This is a genomic window from Psychrobacter sp. C 20.9 (genome assembly GCF_001921765.1).
Taxonomy (GTDB): Bacteria; Pseudomonadota; Gammaproteobacteria; order Pseudomonadales; family Moraxellaceae; genus Psychrobacter; species Psychrobacter piscatorii_B.
Window position 1 is genome coordinate 1 of record NZ_MRYC01000035.1, and the last position, 1,973, is coordinate 1,973.

Annotated in this window: 1 tRNA gene and 1 rRNA gene; both read left to right on the forward strand. The window is 48.7% G+C overall.

Annotated elements, in window-relative coordinates:
* The first annotated feature begins 280 nt into the window (after positions 1-280).
* Positions 281-1,819, forward strand: a 16S ribosomal RNA gene (locus tag BTW00_RS13690).
* Positions 1,820-1,894: 75 nt separating this feature from the next.
* Positions 1,895-1,971, forward strand: a tRNA-Ile gene (locus tag BTW00_RS13695).
* The last annotated feature ends 2 nt before the right edge of the window (positions 1,972-1,973 follow it).

The following is a 1,973-nucleotide window of genomic DNA, read 5'->3' on the forward strand; positions in this document are numbered from 1 at the left end:
AATACCCTATATATCGATGACTGGACGACAGTGATTGAGACTATTTAAAAGCATAACTAAAGAACAACTTGTGTGGATTTTTGCTGATTCAGAATGCTAAAAAATAAAGTTGGTCGACTATCTTTTCGGTAGAACACTAACTATAAAAATTATCATTTAAGACAGCAGAAAAACTCAAAGTTAATTCATTACGAACATAATTACGAGCGATTTTGCCAGATTAGATGAGCCAAGATTAGAAGTCGTCTTACTATTTATAGTGAAGACTTCAAGCAAGATTAAACTGAAGAGTTTGATCATGGCTCAGATTGAACGCTGGCGGCAGGCTTAACACATGCAAGTCGAGCGGTAACATTTCTAGCTTGCTAGAAGATGACGAGCGGCGGACGGGTGAGTAATACTTAGGAATCTACCTAGTAGTGGGGGATAGCACGGGGAAACTCGTATTAATACCGCATACGTCCTACGGGAGAAAGGGGGCAACTTGTTGCTCTCGCTATTAGATGAGCCTAAGTCGGATTAGCTAGATGGTGGGGTAAAGGCCTACCATGGCGACGATCTGTAGCTGGTCTGAGAGGATGATCAGCCACACCGGGACTGAGACACGGCCCGGACTCCTACGGGAGGCAGCAGTGGGGAATATTGGACAATGGGGGAAACCCTGATCCAGCCATGCCGCGTGTGTGAAGAAGGCCTTTTGGTTGTAAAGCACTTTAAGCAGTGAAGAAGACCTAACGGTTAATACCCGTTAGCGATGACATTAGCTGCAGAATAAGCACCGGCTAACTCTGTGCCAGCAGCCGCGGTAATACAGAGGGTGCAAGCGTTAATCGGAATTACTGGGCGTAAAGCGAGCGTAGGTGGCTTGATAAGTCAGATGTGAAATCCCCGGGCTTAACCTGGGAACTGCATCTGAAACTGTTAGGCTAGAGTAGGTGAGAGGGAAGTAGAATTTCAGGTGTAGCGGTGAAATGCGTAGAGATCTGAAGGAATACCGATGGCGAAGGCAGCTTCCTGGCATCATACTGACACTGAGGCTCGAAAGCGTGGGTAGCAAACAGGATTAGATACCCTGGTAGTCCACGCCGTAAACGATGTCTACTAGTCGTTGGGTCCCTTGAGGACTTAGTGACGCAGCTAACGCAATAAGTAGACCGCCTGGGGAGTACGGCCGCAAGGTTAAAACTCAAATGAATTGACGGGGGCCCGCACAAGCGGTGGAGCATGTGGTTTAATTCGATGCAACGCGAAGAACCTTACCTGGTCTTGACATACACAGAATCTTGTAGAGATACGAGAGTGCCTTCGGGAATTGTGATACAGGTGCTGCATGGCTGTCGTCAGCTCGTGTCGTGAGATGTTGGGTTAAGTCCCGCAACGAGCGCAACCCTTGTCCTTAGTTACCAGCGGGTTAAGCCGGGAACTCTAAGGATACTGCCAGTGACAAACTGGAGGAAGGCGGGGACGACGTCAAGTCATCATGGCCCTTACGACCAGGGCTACACACGTGCTACAATGGTAGGTACAGAGGGCAGCTACACAGCGATGTGATGCGAATCTCAAAAAGCCTATCGTAGTCCAGATTGGAGTCTGCAACTCGACTCCATGAAGTAGGAATCGCTAGTAATCGCGGATCAGAATGCCGCGGTGAATACGTTCCCGGGCCTTGTACACACCGCCCGTCACACCATGGGAGTTGATTGCACCAGAAGTGGATAGCTTAACCGTAAGGGGAGCGTTCACCACGGTGTGGTTGATGACTGGGGTGAAGTCGTAACAAGGTAGCCGTAGGGGAACCTGCGGCTGGATCACCTCCTTATAGACGGCATTCGCTCAGCAAGAATTCACAACAAGTTGTTCTTTAGTTTAAGCTTACGTTTTAACAAACGTATTAGGGTCTGTAGCTCAGCTGGTTAGAGCACCGTGTTGATAACGCGGGGGTCAGTGGTTCGAGTCCACTTAGACCCACCATT